The 17,629-nt window shown below is 37.6% G+C and carries 14 protein-coding genes and 7 pseudogenes; 10 read left to right on the top strand and 11 right to left on the bottom strand.

The features are described from left to right. Positions 1–110: pseudogene (locus tag ACP7AK_RS14900) on the top strand (IS481 family transposase); the annotation flags it as partial. Between the two features lie 8 nt (positions 111–118). Here the strand turns inward: ACP7AK_RS14900 and ACP7AK_RS14895 are convergent. From ACP7AK_RS14895 to ACP7AK_RS14865, 7 genes and pseudogenes are all read right to left on the bottom strand, one after another. Next, a pseudogene (locus tag ACP7AK_RS14895) lies at positions 119–862 on the bottom strand (hypothetical protein); the annotation flags it as partial. Then, entirely contained in the window at positions 859–1,530 is a 672-nt protein-coding gene (locus ACP7AK_RS14890) for a hypothetical protein (protein ID WP_425880181.1), read from the bottom strand. The gene ACP7AK_RS14890 and the pseudogene ACP7AK_RS14895, both read right to left, overlap by 4 nt. Positions 1,531–1,676: 146 nt before the next feature. Continuing rightward, positions 1,677–1,982: pseudogene (locus ACP7AK_RS14885) on the bottom strand (IS66 family transposase); the annotation flags it as partial. 101 nt (positions 1,983–2,083) lie between these two features. Continuing rightward, the gene (tnpB, locus tag ACP7AK_RS14880; RefSeq protein WP_425880180.1) at positions 2,084–2,272 is read right to left on the bottom strand and encodes an IS66 family insertion sequence element accessory protein TnpB; all 189 of its coding nucleotides are present in this window, start codon (positions 2,270–2,272) and stop codon (positions 2,084–2,086) included. Continuing rightward, on the bottom strand, positions 2,269–2,421 hold the full coding sequence (locus ACP7AK_RS14875; RefSeq protein ID WP_425880179.1) for a hypothetical protein: 153 nt from the start codon (positions 2,419–2,421) through the stop codon (positions 2,269–2,271). Before ACP7AK_RS14875 ends, tnpB begins: the two co-directional genes overlap by 4 nt. Further along, positions 2,418–2,802, bottom strand: a pseudogene (locus ACP7AK_RS14870) (transposase). Before ACP7AK_RS14870 ends, ACP7AK_RS14875 begins: the two are co-directional and overlap by 4 nt. Positions 2,803–3,074: 272 nt before the next feature. Next, positions 3,075–4,247: a replication initiation protein gene (locus ACP7AK_RS14865; RefSeq protein ID WP_253138647.1), complete on the bottom strand. Its 1,173-nt coding sequence runs from the start codon at positions 4,245–4,247 to the stop codon at positions 3,075–3,077. 857 nt (positions 4,248–5,104) lie between these two features. On the opposite strand from ACP7AK_RS14865, the gene ACP7AK_RS14860 reads away from it, so the two are divergent. Beyond that, entirely contained in the window at positions 5,105–5,878 is a 774-nt protein-coding gene (locus ACP7AK_RS14860; protein WP_004647772.1) for a ParA family protein, read from the top strand. A gap of 13 nt (positions 5,879–5,891) precedes the next feature. Next, a complete protein-coding gene (locus ACP7AK_RS14855) occupies positions 5,892–6,803 on the top strand; it encodes a ParB/RepB/Spo0J family partition protein (protein WP_425880178.1) in 912 nt (303 codons plus the stop codon). Positions 6,804–6,853: 50 nt separating this feature from the next. Here the strand turns inward: ACP7AK_RS14855 and ACP7AK_RS14850 are convergent. Further along, positions 6,854–7,567: pseudogene (locus ACP7AK_RS14850) on the bottom strand (IS5 family transposase). An 894-nt stretch (positions 7,568–8,461) separates the two neighbouring features. Between ACP7AK_RS14850 and ACP7AK_RS14845 the strand changes: the two are divergent. Next, entirely contained in the window at positions 8,462–9,151 is a 690-nt protein-coding gene (locus ACP7AK_RS14845; protein WP_425880177.1) for a GntR family transcriptional regulator, read from the top strand. 318 nt (positions 9,152–9,469) lie between these two features. Then, a pseudogene (locus ACP7AK_RS14840) lies at positions 9,470–9,967 on the top strand (IS4 family transposase); the annotation flags it as partial. A 19-nt stretch (positions 9,968–9,986) separates the two neighbouring features. On the opposite strand, the gene ACP7AK_RS14835 reads toward ACP7AK_RS14840, so the two are convergent. Then, positions 9,987–10,160: a hypothetical protein gene (locus ACP7AK_RS14835; protein WP_004281965.1), complete on the bottom strand. Its 174-nt coding sequence runs from the start codon at positions 10,158–10,160 to the stop codon at positions 9,987–9,989. Between the two features lie 302 nt (positions 10,161–10,462). On the opposite strand from ACP7AK_RS14835, the gene ACP7AK_RS14830 reads away from it, so the two are divergent. Next, entirely contained in the window at positions 10,463–10,681 is a 219-nt protein-coding gene (locus ACP7AK_RS14830) for a hypothetical protein (RefSeq protein WP_425880176.1), read from the top strand. A 529-nt stretch (positions 10,682–11,210) separates the two neighbouring features. On the opposite strand, the pseudogene ACP7AK_RS14825 reads toward ACP7AK_RS14830, so the two are convergent. Beyond that, positions 11,211–12,205, bottom strand: a pseudogene (locus tag ACP7AK_RS14825) (IS30 family transposase). A gap of 186 nt (positions 12,206–12,391) precedes the next feature. Here ACP7AK_RS14825 and ACP7AK_RS14820 point away from each other — a divergent pair. From ACP7AK_RS14820 to pnuC, 4 genes are all read left to right on the top strand, one after another. Then, positions 12,392–12,574 (top strand): hypothetical protein, encoded by a 183-nt coding sequence (locus tag ACP7AK_RS14820; RefSeq protein WP_253138651.1) that lies wholly within the window; start codon positions 12,392–12,394, stop codon positions 12,572–12,574. Positions 12,575–12,983: 409 nt separating this feature from the next. Further along, positions 12,984–14,189 carry a phosphotransferase enzyme family protein gene (locus ACP7AK_RS14815; RefSeq protein ID WP_425880182.1) on the top strand — a complete coding sequence of 402 codons (1,206 nt, stop codon included), beginning with the start codon at positions 12,984–12,986 and terminating at the stop codon, positions 14,187–14,189. Between the two features lie 40 nt (positions 14,190–14,229). Further along, positions 14,230–16,410, top strand: a complete 2,181-nt coding sequence (locus ACP7AK_RS14810) for a TonB-dependent siderophore receptor (protein WP_425880175.1) — start codon at positions 14,230–14,232, stop codon at positions 16,408–16,410. 28 nt (positions 16,411–16,438) lie between these two features. After that, positions 16,439–17,008: a nicotinamide riboside transporter PnuC gene (gene pnuC, locus ACP7AK_RS14805; RefSeq protein ID WP_004281962.1), complete on the top strand. Its 570-nt coding sequence runs from the start codon at positions 16,439–16,441 to the stop codon at positions 17,006–17,008. A gap of 177 nt (positions 17,009–17,185) precedes the next feature. Here the strand turns inward: pnuC and ACP7AK_RS14800 are convergent. Then, the coding region (locus ACP7AK_RS14800) for an aldehyde dehydrogenase family protein (RefSeq protein WP_425880174.1) at positions 17,186–17,629 on the bottom strand (444 nt) is incomplete at its 5' end.

Raw genomic sequence — 17,629 nt, 5'->3', positions numbered from 1 at the left:
CCCCTTTCTCTGATGAGGTCCAGAAGCAATACAACCCATCCAATGAACGGATTCAACACGCCAATTACAAGATGGATTTAGAGATCGCTAAATTGAAACGATCTCTATGAATCACACACTTTAACCCTATACGGTGTAAAAATTCTCGACGTTTCTTCTTATTTTTTAGTGGATCATTTTGCCAAATTTGGGATAAAAACAGCTTTAATGTATAAAAAACATCATTTAATCGTTTATCTTCAGAACCAGCAGACATCAGATGAATCAGTTGTTTCGGTGAATTTTGAATAAGTAATTCTTTGACTTGTTCTAAAATATACTCATTACCTTGATCACCCAACAGCCTGATCGCTAAAAAGGCGTTATATACACGAGATCCCTTTTGAGCTTTCAGCTTTATGCTTCCATCACCCTTTAAATAACTACTATAAAGCTCTAGAGTATGTACTTTTTTTTGAAAATAAAAGATTTGCTCTAAAAACCACATGATTACAGTATCAAAAGGCTGATTATTTCGATTTGTTCCTGGTCGAATCAATAGTAAGTCACAAATTCCACTGTCTCCAGTGTAAGGACGCAATGGCGTGAGTGTATGTATGTTTCTATCTATTGTTTTTAAGAAAAAATGTGCATATTCCTCAGAATCCTGCAATCTACTAATGAGCTTTAACGTATTAAGCTCATCACGAAATTCTGGTAATTCATCATCCCCAATCAATGTGAAGACTCGCTGACAAATGACAACAATGCCAGCTAAGCTATAGTGTGCACGCAACAAAAATAATGCTTGGATCAGTTCTTTTTCTTCTATATTTTCATTCTGATTAATACATTCTAGGAGCTTCTTGAAATAACTTTTCATGAACTACTCCGAATACGATAGACTCTTGCCTTCTTCAAGTCTGTTAAAGCCAAAGCAACTTCTGCCATTGGTGCCACACGAACAATTTGCTGCTGATATTTTTGATAAAGTTCCTCCAGTCGAGGTAAAAATACAGAAAAGTTAGCTAAATGAAAATATGGTTGCACAGACTTACCCAGCTCTTTCACTTTAATTCTTTCTAATGGCAAAAGCTTCTGGGCGATATAACCAGCTAAAACATTTTCGATTAAAAAATTACCACTCACCACCGGTGATGCCCAATTAACCAATTCTTGAACAAAGGAAATCGGCAGCTTTTTCAAAAAATGCTGTGTATTTAAAAATAAAATCATTTCTTCTGGATCTAAACTCTTTAGTCGAAGTTGGCCTGCAACCACCATCTTGTCCTGTGCTTTATCCACTTTAGCCCAGTGTCTTCTTTTCACATTATCCTTTAGAGTTTTTACCTTACATAAGTCCCTATCGACAGCAAGCAGTAACTTACGATATATCGCGAGCAGTAGTAATGCTTGATTTTTAATTTTTTCTGAAAACTCCCGGCTCATTTCCTCATTGAGTAACATCATTTTCAAAACTAAAACTGGGCATGGTTTTTCAAACCTGCCTTCAGAAATTGTTAATGCATCAATGAGCAATGGTGTCATCATTTTTTTCTGCACAGGTAAGTTATTTTTAGCGTCACAATAGTAGAATAACACAGTCCCAAAATTAACAAAATTAAATCAAATAAATTTTATATTTAATAAAAAAGTATTTGATTTATATAATTTATTTACTAACTTTATTTTTATACTAATTCATCAGCGGCGATATCTTCTTCGACCGCTTCGTCCCAAAGATGGATTTGTTTGGCCGTTAAGTGTTCATTCTTCTGGGCGAACTTATGCCGTTTAAACTGCGCAAGTTCATGCTCGTATTTTTGATTGAGAATAGAGAGAGATTTAACTTTAGAATCTAATTGCTGATTGGTGACTTCAAGATGTTGAACTCTGGCATCTAATTGCTGATTTGATTGTTCCAGTTGTTGTTTTGATTATGCTAAAGACTGATGCTGCATCGCCAATTGCCGGGTAAATTCCAGCAGTTGTTCATGGGTCAGTTAGCTTAAATCAGGCAGCGTATTCATGGCCGCAGTATGCTTGAGGTCATGACGCAGAGGAAATAGAATGTTTGGAGAATAGCAGAATGGCCGAGCTTGGTTTAGAGCATTGTTACCACTTGCTGCAGACCGATTCTTTGCCAAGCTAAACCTTGGATCAGTGCTTGTAAGTGCTCCGGGCTGAGGGCCACGGTTTCACCCTGGTGAACTTTAGCCCAGTGAAATTTTCCCTGTTCCAGCCGCCGGGCACACAGCCAGATGCCCAGCCAATCATGCACCAGCACTTTCATGCGATGGCCACGTTTGTATTACAGAATAGGTAAGCACAATGCGGTTTGATATAGCCAAAGGCTCTCAGCACCTGAGCCATGACAGTATCCATAACTGCTCGCATATCCAGAGGTTGGGTAGACAGCCAGATTTCATCGATACGGATCATGTTGCAAGTGCCTTGAGTAATTCTCCTAAAGCAGATATTTCTGATACTTGCCATTTCAAGCCAATTTCTGATTTTGAGTGGGGTAAAGTAATTTGAACCGTTAACATGTCAGTAGGAGTAGGATCTAATGGTGCAGAGCAAGATAAGGCAATAAATGCAGGTTTATTCGGTAGTGGTGAGCGATCATTTCCCTAGCTTACCATCAATTAAGCGAATCCAGTTGGATAGGGGATTTGTATTCAATCCATGTTGCAAAGCGACGGAAGCAATTGAAACGTCCGGTGCTTTACAAGCCTGAACGATCTGCTGTTTAAATTCAGCACTGCATGTTCTTCGTTTTTTCTCAAGAGATGTGATGGATGTCTGGTTATTTGTAGTCATAAATTTAGTCCCCACTTGTTTTTAAGTGAGGACTAAATTAAGGCTTATAGGATGAATTCATAAGGTGTGTTCAGCGAACACTTACGTTTTGAATAGATTTAAGGAATTAGGCAGACCTCATACCCAAGTTGTCACTTGAATTTGGATAACTTAGGGAAGATCTATCTCTAAAGCCTTTATGCAACAGAGTCGTTTTTATCCTAGGGTCCTTACCACTTGTATTCTTTACAAACATATATCTAAAAAAGTGTAGCAAGTTGCTACACTTTTCGCTAGATCAGCTTTTTACCAAAAATATCATTCAGTCTTTCACGAATACTTTGAACGAATTCCGGATTATTTTTAAGTTTATGCTTCATATTTCGTTTAAAGTCATTCAGCCCCATACCAATTTCAGCAAATTCCATTTGGAATAAAGTGTCATTAATGACAATATTTGCTTGAGAGTCAGTGAGGCATCCTACTTTTTTAAACCACTTCTTGAACTGCTGATAATTTTCATCATTATTAAAAATATACCAAGAACGTACATTCGTATCGAATTTAGCCCCTAATTCTTTTACGGATGCATTGTCTTCAAATGGAACATCAAGATAGATTTTTTCAATCACTGCAATTTCATCCAGTGCCTTATCAGCAATCCGATGATGCAGTTTAAAATTCACACCTACAATTGGACGGCCTTTCTTAACGGTTTCATACTCTAATTGTAGATCTGTATTTTCGTTAATTTCTGCCACTATTTTGTCTAATACATAGCGTCTAAAATCTACCCAGCGATCATATTTGGTTTCATTAATATCAATCAGTGCTTTCAAGTTTTCTAAAAGTAATGGCACTTCATAACTCTTTTGATTGGCGTACTTAAATTCGTTTTTAATGAAATAAGTATAAAGACTCATACTGGCAACAGAATCTAGGGCAAAAAGATGTTTTAGCTGATAGGTAGTAAAATTACCCCCAGCCAGTTGAGTGAAATACGGCAACACCTCACTAGTAAAACGAATCTGAATCGCATTTTTAGAGTCATCTTCCCATCTTAACTCACGGATAATGGGAACGACAGAATGTACTTTTTTAGTCTTTCTCTTACCATTATCAGCAGGCTCCTCAATAATAAAATGAGCTACCCGGGATGAAAGCTCTTTATAGATCCGATCTATTGCAACATTAATTGAGTTACGTTTATTTAATCCTAGTAAATCTGCCAAATCATCCTTATACAAATAAATATAAGTTTGTTCGGTAATTTCACCATCTACCCTATTTTTCTCACTATAATTCGCAACCGCCATTGCATATAGAAGTGCCTTATATTCATTGGATGACAACTCGATTGGGCGAATTAAGCGGTTACTGGTACTGACAACGCCATTATGGCGAATGTTGCCTATACAGTAGGGAATATAATTCGTTTCTTCTTGCAATGGTTCAGATTCTGTCATAACCGTGATATTTATAATTTGACTTAGTTTTTATATACAAAAGTGGAAAAACTTTCAAGACTTTCACCACAAGATTCTAAAAGTGGAAGGTCCGTCATCAAAAAAAAGCGTTATTATCCGATTTTTTGCCTTTAAAGTGGAATTAAATACAGTATTTCCACCCTACAGTGACAGACCTTCCACCTTTAGCCCCCGAAATTACAGTTTAGAGTGACTATTTTTACTTTTTTCACCCACATTCAGATAGGTTAAGTTAAATAGAAACCCTGATGTGACAAGGCTTCCACCTTTCAGTTAGATTCGAAAGGTATAACTGCACATATAATCATCAGGAAATATCCAATAAAAACAGATTATCCACAGGTTAAGAACATACAGTGACAACCCTTCCACCTTTAAGGCTTAGTTACGAGACTTTATTAACATATTAAATAATTGTTTTTTAAATTATTTTTAAATAAAAATAGCGGTTTAAAAAATAGCAGTGACAAACCTTCCACCCTAGTGACAGACCTTCCACTTTAGAGTGACAAACCTTCCACTTTAGAGTGACAGACCTTCCACTTTAGAGTGACAGACCTTCCACTTTAGAGTGACAGACCTTCCACTTTAGAGTGACAGACCTTCCACTTTTAAAACTCTAAGCATTTGTTTTATATAATAAAAATGCACTCTTAATTATTAATTAGCTAAATAACTAATTATTCTAATTATTAATTAAGCTAGCTTAGTTAAAGATTTATTTTTAAGCTGTTTTACATCTCAACAAATAGGATTTATAAATTTTAAAACTATAGTAAGATGAGTGAAAGTTATTTATATTACTAAACATTCAAATACGGAAGCATCTGACACGCATGTCTGCAAAAATTATTACTGTTGCTAACCATAAAGGCGGATGTGGCAAAACAACGACTGTTGTGCACCTAGCCTCAGAACTTGCCAATCTGGGCAACAAGGTTTTAGTCATTGATTTAGATCCTCAAGCAAACGCAAGTTTACACATTGGGATCCAACATCCAAGCGAAATTGTTGTGACTACAGCAGAATTACTAGTGGGCGATATTTCGTTGTTGGCAGATGCATTACAAGAAGAAACGAACTTTGAAAAAGTATCATTAATTTATGGTTCCTTGAATTTAGGAAAAACTGAAGACCAACTAAAAGAAGAAGCTCCCCGTCCTTCTGAAGAGTTAAATATCAAGTTAGAACTGTTAAAAGATCTTTATGATTTTATATTGATCGACTGTCCACCTAGTCTTAAATTATTAACCAGCAATGCCCTGGCATCTTCAACACATGTCATTATCCCTATCGAATCCGGATCACAATATGGATTGTATGGGGTAACAGATCTTTTAAATCATCTTGAAAAGATCAAACGTATTAATCCAGATTTAGAGCTTTTAGGCGCTTTACTAATTAAGCATGATGAACGTCAGAATGTCTGTAAGCTGATTCGGAATGAAGCCTTGAAACAGGTAGGAAAACTTTTAGAGACTACCATTCCTCAAAGTACTAAAGTTAATCAAGCAGCGATTCTGCAACAATCACTTTTGAATGTAGAAAAAAATTCAAAAGTACGTAAGGCTTTTGAAAGCCTTGCCAATGAAATTGTAGCTAAAGTTTAAACCTGAGAGTATTATGGCAAGCACCAAAGAGCTTTTAGCTCAGAAACTGAAACAGAATACAGAAAAACATCAGCAAGCACAGAAAGACAATATTAGAGAGCTGAAAGAGTTTAGACGTAATGTTCCTATTGAGGATATTAGCCGCAGTCCAAACCAGCCGCGTAAATTATTTGAAGAGTCACAATTAAAAGAACTGGCGGATTCCATTGACGAAGTCGGTCTTTTGCAGCCCATTACAGTGCGTAAACTTGATAATCTGAAATATGAACTCATTGCAGGCGAGCGGCGCTTACGGGCGCACCATTTACTCGGCAAGTCTGTGATTGAAGCCATTATCATTGATGCGAATAATGTAGAAGCATCTTTGTTAACCTTAGCAGAGAATTTAAAGCGTCAGGACCTGACAGATTATGAAATTTTTATTGGCCTGAACTCACTTGATGAGAAGTTAAAGAAAAACAAGCAACGTTTAGCCAATTCACTGGGTTTAAATCGCGAAGATATGTACAAGTATTTAGCGTACGAAAAACTGCCTCAAGTAATTTTAAATGACCTTGATGTGGAACCAGGCCTGCTAGGTCGTACTGCTGCCACTGCATTCAAAAAATTTCTGTCGGATCATATAGAGCAACTTTCTGAGGCCGAAATGGCTTTACTCAAGGCTTGGGAAAAATTAAAAGACAAAAAACTCGAGCAAAGCAAAGTTACTACTTATGCTGAAAAACTATTGAGTCAGAATCCAGAAAAACTGACCACAACATCCGTGGTTAGAAAAATTGAATATGCAGGTAAGATTGCGGGGAATATCAAACTCAATCAAAAACAGCTTAAGGTTTCTCTGAATATCTCGGAAATTGATGAAGCCAGTCTCTTACAACTAGAAGATTTTTTAAAACAGCTGATTCAGAAAAGTGAAAAAGTGTAGCAATTTGCTACACTTTTTTTTGACAATCTCAAACTAGGGCGTGTCATCAATTAAGCCAGAAAGATCGCTGATAAGAAGTTTTGAGCCAATTTATCATAGCGTGTGGCAATAGCACGATATTGTTTGAGCTTGGCAAAAAATTCTCGATCAGATGTCTTGCCTTGTAGATATGTCAATCATAATCACGCTGATCAATAGAATTACTTTTCGCTGGCATCGCAACTTGACCCTTCGCCTCTAAAATTGGATCAATGACCCGATCCCTGGAGTTGTAGGCTTTATTCATAAGCCAGGTCTGGCTCAACGATAAGTCCAGCAACACATCTGAACCGTTTAAGTCATGAACCTGCCCATCCGTGAGATAAAATCCTGTCGGGTTGCCTAAAGCATCAGTATGGGCATGAATTTTGGTGCTTAAGCCCCCTTTACTGCGCCTATTCGCCTGATTTCCCCCCAGCGCTGTGTTGGTAAGCACGTACAATGGGGTGGAGTCTAACATGACATATTCATTGTCACGGTCATGTGACAGCACTTCAAAGACTCTCTGCCACACACCTGTTTTAGCCCAAAGGCTAAAACGAGTATGCACTACTCTAAAATCACCAAAGCGTTCGGGTAAGTCTCGCCACGGGATACCTGAACGATAGCGCTTCAACAAATAGTCGGTTATCTTTGGCCGTTACTCCAACAGTACCCATTCGTCCAAGTAACAGATCTTTAACCTGTTCCCAATGATCATCTTTTAATGCATAGCGTTTAGTCATGAAAAAATTATGAGGACCGGTAATATTTTCTCAAGCTAATTGATGACACCTTAATTCAAAATAAAAAACGGTTTTAAATATTATTTCCATAAATTTCAATATTACACTGACTTATAACAGGTTTTAATTGACTCCGCTTAGATGATATATGGGACCTAATAAATTAACTAATTAACTTATGTCCATGAAAAATTAGAAATAAATGAACATATATCAATGATGTATGGTTGTTTTTTTATAATAAATAGCCTAAGTAATCGTTAGTGAATAGATGTTTTTTTGGTGCGGTATAATTACCTGAAAATCCAGACATCAGTTATAAAATGAGATAAATTTTGAAGGACGCCAGCTTTAAACCGCAGCTTTCATTTTTTGTCTATATACAGCAGTCCAAGACGTTACCCAGTGTCACGTTACGGAACCGCACTCAGTGCGCTTGCCGGATTCAACAGTCTGGAGATCTTAGTATATTGCCCTATAAAGCTCATTTTATTAAAGATTACCTTTAGATAGTCAAAGGCATTCAAGTGTACAGATAGGGACTGTGCCAGGAAACGTGCTAGTATGGAGGTGGGCAATAACTGCTTAGAATCAAGGTACGTGATTTTCTCAGTCGACTATTACGAATAGCCGCCGATTTTGTAGATGCCTTTTAATTAGATTGAACCATCACCACTCTCCTAGACAAATTTAGTCTATTCTTTTTGCATAAATGATAAAATTATGAATGGACAACGATATTCTCTCAGAATCACGTATTAATCATGCTGCTAAACATTCTCATTAAAACAAGGGAATGCATCTTTTTACTGATCGTACCTTGTTTTTAATTTTCCTCTGTTCTTTAATTTAGTACTATCTTTATCATTTATGAGCACTCACTGGATTCACTGAATGAAGTATATGGAAATCAGAGATTTGATTGAGGCTGAATTGAAAAATTATAGTTCTAATCAAATGATTCCATCCGAACGGTACTTGGCATTAAAGTTTGACTGTTCAAGGGAAACAGTGCGTAAGGCCTATGAACAGCTTCGTGCCGAAGATAAAATTTTCAAACGGCAAAATCTCGGCTGGTTCGTGAGTAATAAAAAAATTCAATATTCTCCAAACTCAATTGAAAATTTTCGTTCTTATATGAAGGCACAGGGTTTTAATGTCAGAACTGAACTAATCTCGACCAGACAGTTGGAGCGATTGGATCACAGTAATCTTTTTAGTGAAGAAAATCGTAAATTGGGCTTTATTGAAATTATTCGTTTACGTTATGCTGATGATGTACCTGTACTTCTAGAATATAATTATTTACCTGTTGCGCTGTTTCCAAATGTGCTGAATTATGATGTGATTACTTCGGTACAAGATGTCATTAAAAATCACTTTCATTATAATTACACGAGTAGTCAGTTAAAAATTAAAAATACCGGTGTGTCTCATTTTGAGAGCCAGTACTTAGGTATTCCTTTAAGTCAAACCGCCACTTATATTGAACGTATTTCAAAATCAGATGATCTAGTGATTGAATATGACATCGAAATCTGGTCACAGGACAAAATTGAAATGACCTTAGATATTCAAGCATAAGCTTATATTTATATCCTGCCCATTCAAATCCTAAGAAGTTAAATGGTTTTAGGATTTTTTTATTTTCTTAGATTAGCATTATTAGACCGCCTTCATAAATCATTCTTACTCAGTTGCAAATTATAAATTCCAGCAACTAGATTGAATCTCAAAAGGGGGGCTTTTAGCTCTATTGCGATAACGTTCTGAAAGCATTTTGAAAGTTTTTAGACTGCCAATCCATACTTAATTTCTATTCTTCTTTATTGATTTCCTGATTATAGATTTTTAGTTCAGGATCCAGTTTACAGCGGCTTTTGGCCTCTAATGGCAACAGGGTATTGGGAAGCGCGTTTGATTGAGGTTAAGCAGGCAGAGAAAATTAGACGTTATATCACTTTATTAATGGACCCAAAGACATATCCACTGATAGGCTTGGCGAAGCTTTATGCTCAGCGCTGGGAAATAAAAATGTGTTACCGAGAAATCAAAAGTGATTTACAGGAGGGCAAGCATTTGAGGAGCAAGCAACCTGATTTAGTTTATCAAGAATTATGGGGGGTATTGCCTATAATATTCTAAGAAGACAATGAAACATATGGCTCAACGTGCAAAAGTCAGTCCTTTGAGAACCAGCTTTCATATTGCATCTATTGGCATTCTGAATATATTAAGATTCGACTCTTTAGACTCCGCAGGTAATTTACCTAAACATTTAGAAAGTTTACTGGAAAAATCTAAGAGATATGTTTTGCCTGAGAGGGAGTGAGGAGTTGCCCACGAGTTATGAAAGGGACACCACAGAAATACCCAAGAAAATGCCAGTCAATTTCTTAACTGACCGGCATTCCTTTAATTAAGGGCTTTCAGATGATTCAGATTTTTTGTCTTTCTCATTTCCATAATCTAAAGCAACCTGTTGTGCTTCGGCGGCGGCAGTTGCTTCTATTGGAATGGATTCATCTGCAATAGCTACTGTTCCAGTAAATCCAAATAAGCTCAGGATTAGAATCTTTGAATACTTTTCCATCTGAATTTCCTCTATGTTTCTAAAACTTAATTTCAGTGTAGAGGCTAAGTTTAAATTCCGATGTATGAGCTATGTCTGCGTATGTAAGATATTCAGGATCCAAGTTATAGAACCTTGGGTTTAGGTAAGAATACTTATCGGATGAGTTTTTTTTGTAGCGTTAATTGGCCAAATACAGACCGATTTTCTTAAAAATCTTTTATAGCGAAGATAATTTAATGGCAAATTATAAAAAGAGCATAGCAAATGGTCAACTGCGGTAATCCCCCCCCTACAATAAAATCCAAGAAGAAATAAACAATATGGAACCAGGTACGATGAAATGGATCAGCAATAATATTGAGTTAAATGACATGCAGGGTGTCCATACTTTCTTATTAAGTTTAGAAGAAGAAGGTGGTGTTGATATGATCGCAGTAGGTCATGAGTCTTATATAGGACATCGCCCAGTACATAAGGTTAAGTTTGAAAAGAATTCACTTCCTCTGAGAGATTTTTCTTTACCAGCCCTATCTTTGTAACATCCAGTAATTCTTTTGTAACCTTATTGTTATTTATTGTTCACTTTGTTTATTATATAAAAGATGAAAGGTGGAGAATTTAAGATGCTCACTAAGGTCGAAGCCATTGTGATTTCACTAATGGTAATTGCATTAATACTCATTATTTATGAAATGGGACAAGGACTTAATTGGACTTTATAAATGCTTTCTCAGCTTAAAAAAAGTTCTCAATTGATGGCATTAATTTATTTATCAGAAGTTTCAGAATTTTGATCTTATGCTTGGCTGACTAAAGATGAATAATATCTATATTGGTGATATTGTTTACCTAGTTTACGGTAGTCATCCAATGATGGTTGAAAAATTGCACGATAATTTAGCTACTTGTATATGGTTCAGTGATAAAAAACATTTTTTCCGTAAGAATTTTCCCTTAAATATCTTAATAAAAAAACGTAATTCAACAAAATATACCTGTATAGATTAAGCTTGAAAATTATCTTAAAGCTTCAATAGAACTGAATCAAAGCACCTTAGGCGGGCGAATTCAAACATGAGGTGCGATAGTTTCAAAAGCCTTATGATAATCAATAAGCTGAGAAAATTTCTCTAATAGTGTAAGCCAATCTAACGCTTTTCTAGGACGAGTATTCAGTGACATGGCAACTTGATTTAAATAATGCTGATCTGCCTGATTTAAATCAATCCCTTTAGGTAAATATTGCCTAATTAAACCATTCATATTTTCGCATGTGCCTTTTTGCCATGGTGAATGTGGGTCACAGAAATATACATCTATGCCTAAATTTTACCATCTCACGTCCACGGTCATAGGTCAACGTTTCACGCAGTTCTCAGGTAAATATTTCAGAGCTTTAGTTAAAGCCTTGCGCACTGATTCTGCCTTTGCATCAGATAATGTTGCCAAGATACAGAGCTGTGTATTTCGTTCAATAAGTGTTGCTATCGAACTTTTATTGTCTTTACCTTTAATTAAATCGGCTTCCCAATGACCCGGTATCTTTCTTGAACTTCGGCTGGGCGCTCATGAATAGTTTTAATATCCTGTAATATAGAATCTTTTTTAGGTTCACCGTTAGCTTTTCGCTTTTTATTTTCATGATGCAGACAGGATAATAAGTCTTTTTTCAACTCACCCTTTGGTAATGCTCGTATCGTTGAATAAATCGTTGTATGGCTTACATTCATTGTTTGATCCAAATCAGGAATTGTCTTTAAACGCTTCGATATTTGCTGAGGAGACCATAAACAACGGATCGCTTCAACAATAAATCTCCAGAGGATTGAATCGATTTTGAGCTTTCTGTGACTACGTCTAGCGAAGGTGTTATCAGAAGCATATCGAGCTTGATAAACGTCATTGATACTATTTCTTTTAAGCTCACCATAGATCGTACTTGGATGTCTTTTAATGAGTTCGGCAAATTTTCTTGGTGAAAAGCCTTCTTTTCTTGACTCAAGCATTAATGCAGTACGATCTTCAAAGTTAAGATGATGGTATGACAATTTTATATACTCCATACCCTTTAAATTAATTAGGTGGTTTATGTCGCACTTCAAGTTTTACTCTGCCTTGCCTCTAATATTATTGAGAAACTGATTGATCAAAGTATTTCAAATTAAGAAATAAATAATTTTATATTTAGCTCTGATGGGATAACCATCAGGGTATTTTTTTGTCATTAAAATCTAATTTGAGACATCATTATGAATGATTTTTTTTTAGAAACGAATCGAAGCATCAAAATCAATGACATTGAAGTTCGTCAGATACAGATGAAAGACTTCGATACCTGGGCAATCCATACTGAGCCGTTAAAGAACTTCATTAAAGACCAAAATCATTCAAGTGTACAGGTCATTCGACCATGGCATGTGTTACTGATCTGAACAATGAATCACTGGTGGAATTTGCTGCTGATAAACAGGGATTTAAAGAGCTACGTAGTGAAGTCATGAAAATGAATTACGGTACATTTCAAAACTACGTTATCGCTTGAACTGAGGATAAGAAAGCTTGTTTGAATCGATATATTTCATCCGCAGATTATGCGCGAATGCTAATAAATCTGGAGTTCGAATATTAACCAAAAAGAAGATCATTTTCTGATTTATGCGAGAGATCTATTCTATTTTTATATTTATAAGGCTAAACTTGCCTTCAATTTAATACTGGTATGTACCACTTAATTTTAGGGCGTGTCTTCAATATTAAATGTATTTAAAAATACTGTTTGCTTGTTCGCCTAAACGATGATTTTCCATTATTAGATAATGATCTAGCTCAGGAATAGTGATGATGACCATAATTACCAATGATTTAGGTCATGGTATGGACAATGCCTGGGAAAATAAAGACTGGGCACATATTTCTGATCCAGAATTACAAAGCCTGCAGCAGCAATATTCCTGTTTACAAGGTCATTTTGAGATTTTGTGGTATAGTCCCCGGCCATTTTCATCTGCGGCTCTGGTCAAGGTGGAGCAGGATTTTGTGATCAGGGATGAAGCAGTCGCGCATCAGTATTTGATTAAGCGCAGCCATTGTTCCTTTCGTCGTGCCCGCGATATTTTACAGGAGCATGCCGTTCTTCAGCATTTAGCTAGCAAAGAAATTCCTGTTGCAGCATTGATTAGCTCAAATCAAGGTCTGACCGCTTTAGAGCTAGGTGACTGGACCTATGAAGTCTATGCAAAAGCAGTCGGCTTAGATCTGTATGCAGATCAGCAATCCTGGAAACCTTTTTTCTATGCTGAACATGCTGCGAAAGCGGGGCAATTGCTGGCAAAGTTACATATGGCCATGCAGGATTTTCCTGAGCACCAAGGCCGATCAGCATCTTATTTATTGTCCAATCAGCAGCTTTTAGACAGTGAAAATATCGTTACAGCCATTCAACGGCGCATTGTAAACAGTCCAGAATTAAGCCGTTACTGTGCCGACAAAAATTTAGATCCTTACTTTTTAGATCAAATCTTACAGGTTCACCAGCGTATTCAGCCTGTATTGCAACAGGCAAGCAGAATTTGGACCCATAACGATTTACACGCTTCTAATCTATTCTGGTCAGCACCGGATGCCAAAGCGGAGATTACTGCCGTAATTGATTTTGGTTTATCTGACCGAAATTCGGCACTTTATGATCTGGCTGTGACGATTGAACGTAATTTCATTGATTGGTTGGAATTAAAGCAGAACCCACATATTCCGATTGATGAAGCCGGTTTAACCGCTTTTCTCCATGCTTATTTTTCCGAAATACATCCACAAGAAGATTTTAGTATTTTGCCAGAACTGCTGAAAATCGTGCATCTGGATTTCGCTTTTTCAGAGCTGGAGTATTTTGTGGGTATTACCCACAACCTCAACCATGCAGATGCGGCTTATTACGACTGGATTATCGGTCATGTGGACTGGTTCTTTGGCGAACAAGGCCAACAATTTACCCAGACTTTAACTCGGCTCATTCAACATGAATTGCAAGCTTCTCAATGCTCTCTCTAAACCCAGCATCATCACCCACTTCACATACATAAGGTTTCGTATGAACACTCGTCAATTCAAACAGAATGTATTAACCCGATCTTTAAAAATGATCATTCTGTCACCGCTGTGTTTAGCCCCGCTGACTTATGCTGAAGACGATGTGCAACAGCTTGACACGATTGTTATCACCGCCGATCAAAGCATTCCTTACACGAGTACCAAAGTGAATATTGAAGGTTTTGGTACGGAGAATTTGCAAAAAATACCTGCATCAGTTTCTATCTTGACTGCCGATCTCATCGCTGAACAACATGGCCGTGTGCTGAGCGATGTTGTAAAAAATGATGCAGCCATCGGTGATGGCTATGCTGCAATTGGCTATTATCCAAACTTTGTCTCGCGTGGCTTTGCACTTGATTTGGCATCAAGCTACCTGATTAATAGCAATGTGATTCGTGGTGAACAAAACGTTGCACTTGAAAATAAAGAGCGTGTGGAAATTTTAAAAGGCATTTCCGCGATTCAAAGTGGTATGTCGACCCCGGGTGGTGTGGTCAATTATGTCACCAAGCGACCTAAAGATATCCAGGCCCTGACATTCTCTGCTGATCAACATGGACAGTTTTCAGTGGCAACTGATCTAGGTGGTTTTTGGGGTGATGAGCAACAATTCGGATATCGCATCAATCTGGTGAATGAACAGATTGAGTCTTATGTCGATCATGTGGAGGGTGAACGCTATTTAGCGGCATTGGCCTTAGATTGGAAAACATCTGAGCAATCTAAATTGGAATTTGATCTTGAAGCACAGCGTTCCGAACAAAGATCAGTGCCAGGCTATCAATTACTCGATGGCAAAGTCCCAGAAAATGTGAAATGGGATCGATTGCTGGGTTACCAGACTTGGGGCAAACCGGTCACGATCGATAGTCTGAATAGCAGTTTAAAATATAGCTATGCTTTGAATAGTGACTGGAACCTGGGACTCGTTGCAGCACACAGTAAATCCAGAGTTGATGACTATTCAAGCTTTGCTTATGGTTATTATCGGGAAGGCTGTCTGGAAGAGTATTCCTGTAACACGTTTGGTAAAGCTGGCGAGTATGATATTTACGATTATCAGAATCCAGATGAAACCTTTAAAACCAATCAATTTAAAGTCAAATTGGATGGGGTGATTGATACCAATTGGGTACAACATCACCTTAACTTTGATTTGACTTACACCGATAAATCTAGAAATCGTTACAACGGTATAAACCAGTACATAAATTCAGAAGACTATGTTGGTAATATTTACCAAGATACCTACGACAGGATCCCAGAAGAAGGAAATCTAGGTCCTTATTTTAAAGCTTTAGACAGTAAACAAACTGCATTGACGTTTCTTGATCGTATTGAATGGAATGAACATTGGACCACTTTGATTGGCGGAAAATGGATCGAGCTGGATGAACAAGCATATGATGCAGATCGGGTAAAAGTCCGCGATACTGATTTAGGCAAATTTTTACCGCAATTTGCGATCAGCTATAGCCCCTTGGAATCGACTACCGTCTATGCCTCGTATGCTAAAGGCCTGTCAGATGGAAAAACAGCGCCTTGGTTTGCAGAGAATGCGGCTGAAACTCTAGCACCGATCTATTCAGAGCAATATGAAATTGGTTTCAAACAACAGATCCATGATTTCCTGTTGACTGCAGCCGTTTTTGATTTACGTCAGGACAATCAATATAGCAAGCCGATTTCAGGACTTCGCTATTTTATTGCGGAAGGCGAACAGCATAGTCAGGGCCTGGAATTAGGACTGAATGGTGCATTAACCGACCATCTGGCCTTAACTTCATCTTTAGCCTTGACCAAAGCCCGTTTAGAAAATGTGGAAGCGGTTGAATATGGTAATCATCAGGCGCAAAACGTGCCAAAAGCTCGTTTCGCAACACATCTTCGCTATAACGTACCGAGCATTGCAGGTTTCACTGTTCTGGCAGGTGGTCAATACAGTTCCAGCAAATATGCCAACAAAGAGGGTGCTGCGAAAGTTGCAGGTTATAGTGTGGTTGATTTAGGCGCTGCTTATCAATTTAAACTAAATACGACCGATGCATTGCTACGCTTGAATATTAATAATCTGTTCAACAAGAAATACTGGCGTGATGCAGGTGAATTTTTGGGTGACGATTATTTATTCTTGGGTTCGCCGCGTACAGCAACCTTGTCATTCAATCTGAACTTCTAAATTGGCTGCTTAATCAGGTTATATTGCTATGGAAAATATAGAAATTGCAGCGTTTATTTTAAACGTTTTAGGTGTCTGGTTGACCTCCAAACAATATAAAGTCTGCTGGTTGGTGAATATTGTCGCTGTATTTTTATATATGATTATTTTTTATCGTGTTAATTTATTTGCAGACGCAGCATTACAAGCCGTATTTATCTTGATGCAACTGTATGGCTGGTATAGCTGGTCGAAGAAAAATCATGACCAGGCTATCACCGTGCAGATTGGCTATTTGAATAAAAAAATCTGGGTATATAGCCTGATTGTGGGTATTGTCGCCGGTCTGGTGATTGGCGCCTTATTTGCTCATTTCACCACAGCATCACTCCCTTGGTTGGATTCCATGTTGGCTTCTTTTAGCTTGGTGGCAAGTTATTGGGCGGCAAAAAAATATATTGAAAGCTGGGGATTATGGTGTGTGTTAGATGTGATTTATGTCGGCATGTATAGCTATAAGTCATTGTATTTAACCGCCGTGCTTTATTTTATTTTTATTCTTCTGGCACTCAATGGCTGGAGAATGTGGCGAAATCTTTATAGAGTGAAATTATCTTGAAATGACACTATTGCAAATAGAAATTTGAGGTGATGCTCTTTCCTTTAAAAAAAGTATTTATAGACTAAAAACTTTATTTGAATTGGCCGCAGCTTGAAGATGTTGCTGATATTTTGTGAAAGCTAGCTACCATACATTCAAAGCGAACCGAAGTTCGCTTTGAATGTATTTCACTTCTTAAAAGAACCCGGCTGGTTTGGTCGAATAGCTGACTAGCAAGTTTTTAGTCTGCTGATAATGATCCAGCATCATTCTGTGATTCTCACGTCCAATGCCTGATTTTTTATAACCACCGAAAGCCGCATGCGCAGGATAGATGTGATAACAGTTGGTCCACACCCGACCCGCCTGAATAGCACGACCAGCGCGGTAGGTGGTATGTGCCGAACGTGACCAGACACCGGCACCGAGTCCGTAAATCGTATCGTTGGCGATCTTGATCGCATCGTCGAAGTCTTTAAAGGTGGTCACAGCCAGTACAGGTCCGAAGATTTCATCCTGAAAGGTCTTCATGTCATTGGTGCCTTTAAAGATGGTCGGTTCAATATAGAAACCTTGACCGACTTCCTGACGTGCTTCACCACCGGTCAGGATCTGTGCACCTTCTTCACGGCCAGTGGC

This window comes from Acinetobacter sp. TWP2-2-3, assembly GCF_049896445.1.
Classification (GTDB): Bacteria; Pseudomonadota; Gammaproteobacteria; order Pseudomonadales; family Moraxellaceae; genus Acinetobacter.
Note: the sequence above shows the minus strand (reverse complement) of the source record. Positions and strands in the feature narration are given on the sequence as shown.

Coding starts and splice junctions, on each gene's coding strand:
- ACP7AK_RS14890 (WP_425880181.1), bottom strand. CDS start 1,530: ATGATGACACCATTGCTCATTGATGCATTAACAATTTCTGAAGGCAGG.
- tnpB (WP_425880180.1), bottom strand. CDS start 2,272: ATGAAAGTGCTGGTGCATGATTGGCTGGGCATCTGGCTGTGTGCCCGG.
- ACP7AK_RS14875 (WP_425880179.1), bottom strand. CDS start 2,421: ATGATCCGTATCGATGAAATCTGGCTGTCTACCCAACCTCTGGATATG.
- ACP7AK_RS14865 (WP_253138647.1), bottom strand. CDS start 4,247: ATGACAGAATCTGAACCATTGCAAGAAGAAACGAATTATATTCCCTAC.
- ACP7AK_RS14860 (WP_004647772.1), top strand. CDS start 5,105: ATGTCTGCAAAAATTATTACTGTTGCTAACCATAAAGGCGGATGTGGC.
- ACP7AK_RS14855 (WP_425880178.1), top strand. CDS start 5,892: ATGGCAAGCACCAAAGAGCTTTTAGCTCAGAAACTGAAACAGAATACA.
- ACP7AK_RS14845 (WP_425880177.1), top strand. CDS start 8,462: ATGAAGTATATGGAAATCAGAGATTTGATTGAGGCTGAATTGAAAAAT.
- ACP7AK_RS14835 (WP_004281965.1), bottom strand. CDS start 10,160: ATGGAAAAGTATTCAAAGATTCTAATCCTGAGCTTATTTGGATTTACT.
- ACP7AK_RS14830 (WP_425880176.1), top strand. CDS start 10,463: ATGGAACCAGGTACGATGAAATGGATCAGCAATAATATTGAGTTAAAT.
- ACP7AK_RS14820 (WP_253138651.1), top strand. CDS start 12,392: ATGAATGATTTTTTTTTAGAAACGAATCGAAGCATCAAAATCAATGAC.
- ACP7AK_RS14815 (WP_425880182.1), top strand. CDS start 12,984: ATGACCATAATTACCAATGATTTAGGTCATGGTATGGACAATGCCTGG.
- ACP7AK_RS14810 (WP_425880175.1), top strand. CDS start 14,230: ATGAACACTCGTCAATTCAAACAGAATGTATTAACCCGATCTTTAAAA.
- pnuC (WP_004281962.1), top strand. CDS start 16,439: ATGGAAAATATAGAAATTGCAGCGTTTATTTTAAACGTTTTAGGTGTC.